Source organism: Achromobacter semiaridum (assembly GCF_053543755.1).
Genome location: NZ_JBLVOL010000071.1, coordinates 1 through 5,416, shown reverse-complemented (window position 1 = coordinate 5,416; position 5,416 = coordinate 1). Strand labels below are relative to the sequence as shown.

4 protein-coding genes and 1 pseudogene are annotated in these 5,416 nt (G+C 63.6%); all 5 read right to left on the bottom strand.

All coding sequences use genetic code 11. The features are described 5' to 3' along the window. Positions 1-277: DUF6708 domain-containing protein (locus ACNPP0_RS19620; protein WP_448706776.1), on the bottom strand; the 277-nt coding region annotated here is incomplete at its 3' end. Between the two features lie 275 nt (positions 278-552). After that, positions 553-1,227 (bottom strand): hypothetical protein, encoded by a 675-nt coding sequence (locus ACNPP0_RS19615; protein WP_448706775.1) that lies wholly within the window; start codon positions 1,225-1,227, stop codon positions 553-555. Between the two features lie 40 nt (positions 1,228-1,267). Beyond that, positions 1,268-3,901, bottom strand: a complete 2,634-nt coding sequence (locus ACNPP0_RS19610) for a T6SS effector BTH_I2691 family protein (protein WP_448706774.1) — start codon at positions 3,899-3,901, stop codon at positions 1,268-1,270. Then, positions 3,898-4,935 (bottom strand): hypothetical protein, encoded by a 1,038-nt coding sequence (locus tag ACNPP0_RS19605; protein ID WP_448706773.1) that lies wholly within the window; start codon positions 4,933-4,935, stop codon positions 3,898-3,900. The genes ACNPP0_RS19610 and ACNPP0_RS19605 overlap by 4 nt, the downstream gene beginning before the upstream one ends. A gap of 101 nt (positions 4,936-5,036) precedes the next feature. Next, positions 5,037-5,416, bottom strand: a pseudogene (locus tag ACNPP0_RS19600) (type VI secretion system Vgr family protein); the annotation flags it as partial.

Here is a 5,416-nt window from a genome sequence, read left to right as displayed (position 1 = left end):
CGATGGCGATTGAGACGCCCCACTTGATCATCAGGCTTCCACCGGATGTAGCCCCCCATTGCTCCCAGACTTCGGCGCGGACGTCATTCCAGTCGTAGCTGGCGGTGGTGACGTAACGGTGAGCGAAGGGATTCCACCAGACCATTTGGAAACCGTAGACGTAGATTTTTCGGCGTAGCCGGTTGAAGCGGATGGGAAGATCGCGCGGCGGACAGACGTCCGTTTGGTAAAGAAACGCTGCAAGGTAAGAATAGGCGGCCAGCAGGAATAAAAACATCAATATCGTCGTGAGGCCATCGGACCCGTCTGTCGAAGAAAACGCCCCGTAGCCAAAAAATAGGGGCAATTGCCAGATAAAGAAGCACACACACAAGGGCACACCCAGGATCAAAATTCCGCGGGTGCTGGATGTTCGTCGGGATAGCTCCAGGTGGACATCGTCGACATAGTTGGGTGCGTCTGCGCGATAACTGGGTGGCCCGGGTGAGTCATTAGGCCCGGGCAAATCGCGCTTCCAACCTGGGCACGGCGGATTAAGCAGAGGTCTTACCATCACGCTTCCTCCGCAGAGATCAACTTTGCGTATCCGCTGAGATCGTCCTTGTCTGGCCAATATGCAATTTCGACGACGGCTGCCTTAACTGCATGCATGCCGCCCAACCAGTATCTGCCGCTTAGCGCGGGATCGTCTCTGGTCGGCAACTCACTGACCGCTGGCACGAGATCTGGCTCGGTGTCTAGCATGGGCGCATGGGCCCGACTATTGTGATACGCAGTTGCAAGCACTGACGACGTTATCAACGGCATACGTTTCCCACTTTTCGCCACCCCAAATTTATGAACGGTTAACGTGAACTCGTAACGCGAGCGCAAGGGATCAAAACCAGGCAACAGGATCAAGTAAGCCAATTCCGTGCCCGTTTGAACGCCGCCCGTCTCCTTGATCAGCAAAACGTCCATTGCCGCAAGCTCGGCCGCATCGGCGAAGCGCTTGGATGAGTGAAATCCCAAAGACACCGACAATCCCGACAGTGCGGCGTTTAATGCGGCCACCGCTGAATCGAGCTGGTCTGCCATCTCCCATCGCTGGCTGCGCTCCGCGTTTCCGAAGTACGACTGCCGCGCCCACCGTTCCAAAGCATCGGATTCCAGTCTCTTCGCTTTAACACTCGCAGCGAATGCATGCAGCCATTTTGCCGAGGTGTCGCCTTGGCGGGCGGCACGCATAGCGGCTGCGATCCACCCGGGCCCCATCAGCCACTCCTCCCTATGCCGCTATCGCCCCACCCGCTTTCACCAACCCCTTCCCCAACCCAATCGCCTTCGCGACCACGCCCAGCTCCGCATTCGCAATCCTCCGCATAAACGGCTGGACCGCCTCGCCTGCCACACTGACCGCCAACCCGCCCGCCTCGACACCCGCGCCTAGCATGCCGATGCCCGCTCCGTACAACGCAGCCATCGCCTCTGCATGCTCCGCGCCCACCGCGTTTCGAGCGGATTCCAGGCTGGCTTGTACGCTGTCGTGCAGAAAGTAGAGGCTGACGAGCGATAGCGCGCCGTAGCCCGAGCCTACCGACAGACGCTTCAAGCTGATGAAGCCGTTCTTGGCGAATTCTCGGGCTTGTTCGGCGGTCAGTTCCAGACCGATCAGCAGGTCGGCCACCGGGGCTTCCAGGTGATGGACGCCAATCGACAGTCTTCGCATCAGGCCGCCCGCCATGGCGCGCGTACTGTGCGTGACGTCATCAATGGCCGCTTGCATGCTGTGCGCGGCGTCTCGCGCTGCGTCGGCCACGTCCGCCGCGCCGGTCCTCATTGTTTTTATTCTCTGGGCGATATCCTCCGCGCTGCCTTCCATCCAGATCGTCACGTTGACCAGTATCTTGTGCAACGCGGGGTCCGGAATGCTGATCAGGCCGGCGAAGATGAAAGCGCGTACTCGGCGGCCGGTGTTTTGGTTCAGGGATTCGCCGACGCGTTGCAGTTCGTCGGTGTAAATGGCAAGGAGCTCGCTGACCGTCAGTTGGATCACGACCTGCGTCATTTGCGCGCCACGGTACAGCCAGGCGCCGCCGACGTGCACGGCGTTGACGGCCGCGCGCGTGGCGTCGTTTAACTGGGCGTGAAGGCGGGGGCTGGCGCCGTGCACGGCGGCCAGCAGTTGGTCCGCAGCGTCCGCCGCCAAGCCTTCGCGCCAGGCGCCGATCTCTTTGCTGCTGACCAGGTTTTTGACGGCGTCGAAGTATTTCTTCGCGGCGTCGTTGGCCCCGCCCCCAGCGCCTGCACTGAACAAGGGCAGAAAGCTGGATTGCAGATCACTGCGTTGGCCGTTCAACGCCAGATAGACGGCGCTGTGGGGGTCGGACAATAGCTCCTTCCAAGCTTGCGATGTGGGGCCCGGATTGTCGGTGCGGGCGGGATCGGCAGCAGCACCCGAATGCCCGGCAGTCGCCAGATTCGCCGTCGCAGCCGAGCCGGCGGCGCCGGACGAAGCGCCGCTACCCGCAACGAAAAGCGGCACAGGCACCGCATCGGTAATGCCGCCGTCCAGGCACGCGCTGACCATCAGCAGGCGCAGGCGGCGCGAGCGTTCATCGGTGTCGCTGTAATCCAGCTCTACCACCCGCTTCCAGGCGGCGCCGCGCACAACCCGTGCCCAGTCTTCGCCATAGGCATCGATGATTGCCTCCAGCCGTTTGGACTCCTTGTCATAGCTCGCTTGAAAACTGGCGCGGCCCTTGCGGCCTAGCTCGGAGGGCGGGTCAGATTCCCAATAGCGTTCCTTCAGCCGATCCATCCGCTGCGCGGTCTTGTAGGCGATGCGTTCGCGGCGCTCCAAGGCCGGATCCCGGAAGATCGGCGCCATGCCGGATTCGCTGGGCATCGTGTCCAGCATGTAGGTGGGGCTGTCCGGTATATCGGCATCGGCCTGGGCGGCGTAAAGCTGCTCAATGCCCAGCAGACACTGCGAGGTCAGATACGCATAGCGCCGCTGCGGCTCTTCCGCCCACATGCGCTTTTGCGTGTAGGCGGCCAAACGGAAGTTGTTCAGTTCCTGCGCCAGGCCCACCGGGTCGGGCAGGATCAGCCCGGGCACGCCCTTGGCCAGATCGTGCTGAAGCTCCATCAGCCTCAGATAATTGCGCATGCCCGTAGCCTGCAATACCCGCGAATGCCAGCCATGGACGCTGCCAAAATCACGGACGCCGTGGCTGTACTCTGCTATGTGTCGATCGATGCGGTGGGCGTGTTCCAGCGCCAGCGCCGCGCCTCCCGCCGTGGGCTCTTCACGCAGCTTGGATAGGTCCAGGATGACAAAGCGCAGTGCGTGGTCCGAGTTCGCTGTCGCCTGTTGGGCAGCAGCGACTGGACGTGCCGCGCGTGCCGTCCCGTGTGAGGCGCCCGCCGCCGGCTGTGAGGCCCTCGCCGCCTTTGCGGCACCCGCGCCGGCCTTGTACCCGTCCAGCACAGCCACGGGCCACGGGTCTTGCGCGTACGCGACCCAGGCTGTCGTGTACGTATCGACGTCGATACCGATAAAAGACGCCGGCAGATCGTGCGCGCTCTGGACGCAGCGTTCGGACAAGAGCGCGGGTGGGCCCTTAGCCATCTCGTAAGGGTCGAATTGACGCAGGTGACCGGCGTCGGTGACTTCGTACGCCTGCCAGACCTCATGGTCCAACAGCACGTAGACGTAGCCAGTACGCAGCAAGCGCAGCGACTGTTGCAGGTCGGGGTGCTTGATTGCGCCGTGCCGGCGCCACGACCCCGTCTTGGGTATGACGGCGGGGCGCAGCAACAGGATGGGGATGCCTGTGCGCCGGCAGGCGGGGCAGCTGCCCAACGGCAGGGGCGACGTCTCTTGGGCGGCGATGGCTAATTGGCTGCTGGTGGTCATGTGGGCAAACCTGCTTGGTCAAGATGGGCGGCAATGCGGTGCCAGGCATGGTCGCCATAGGCGGCCAGCACGGTGGAAGCACCGCCGGGCGCTGCACTGGCAAGTGCGAGTCGCAGCGGTTCGTAATCGAGTAAGCGCGGGTGTATTGCCGCTTGATGCAACGCCAGCACGGTGATGTCCCGGGTATCGGTCAGCCCCGCTTGCCGGGCTTGGCGTATCCAGCGGAAGGCTTGTGCGGCGGCCTGAGGGGGCAATAGCGAGGGACCTTGCCAGCGACCCGGTGCGTACGACAACGGCAATTGCAGCGATCGACGCCAGGCCGACAGCAGTTGTGCAATTAGCGGCGCGTCCCGTTGAGTCTGTTTGGCAAGCGCGGGGAGCGGGATGGACGGCTGAAGGGCGGTGCCGGCCGCTGGCCCGGTCATCGTCGCGCTTGTTGTTCCAATCCCGACCCCAATGCCGGCACCAATGCGCCCCGGGCCACTTTCCACACCATTCCCCTTACTGCGCTGGAAACCACTCACCATCGCAAGCGATCCCCAACTGGTAGGCAGCAACCACGTGCGTATCGGCCACATCAGCGGCCCCAGCGTTTCAGCGTGGATGGACGCGGCCAGCAGTTCCAGCCGCAACGGTTCGAACCATGGAGACATTCCGCGCGGGGCATCGGCCGAAAAGTCGATGCAGCGCGCGGCCACGTGAACGGCCAACGCGTGCCCGTCCAAGGGACTGAGCAGGCAGCCGCACACGTAGCGACGGCGGCGGGCAGCGTCGGCCCGCGCAAGCTGCTCGACGCGCTCCAAAAGTTCGAGCTTGGGCGCGTTGCCGCATCCGGCCAGTTGGACCAGCACCGGGCATGCCTCCGGCGAGTGTGCCAGGTCGGGGCGCGCGACGGTCGTTAGCGCATCGGCGCCCGACGCCTTCGTCAACGACGCAAGACTTAACGCGTGCTCCGGCGCGCAGTCCGCCAGGGGATTCAACAACAGGTAGACGCTGTCATCCGCTGCGCGGCGCTCTGCGAGCAGGGCGGCCATCGTGCCTGACGTCGCCGGGTCTGTCGGCACCATGCGTGCCGCAGGCTGGACTGCCCCCGTCGTAGCCGCCGTAATATTGCCTGACGTCACCGTGCGCACCGTCACCGGGCGCGTTCCATGCAGTCGTCCAGCAAGCCTTCGACCACATCGCCCGACATCGACAGAGAATTACCGCCGCCGCCCGCCTGCGCGACCGGGCCTTTGAGGTTGATGGCAAGCGCTTCCAATGTGATGCCGGAGCCGTTGATCGTGATCGTGCCGCCCGGCCCCTTGATCACCACGCTTTGCGCGGCCTGCAACTCCAGCGTCACCGTCTTGCCCTCGATCCGCTCGCCGGCATGCACCTGGAAATGCCCCTGCACCTTATGTTCCACATGGCCGCCCGTTTCAATCCAGTGATTGGCCGTCGTCTTGTCGCGCCGGTTGTTGCCCACGTCTTCCGTGCGGTCCCGACCGGTGGCGATGGTGTGGTTGCGGTCGA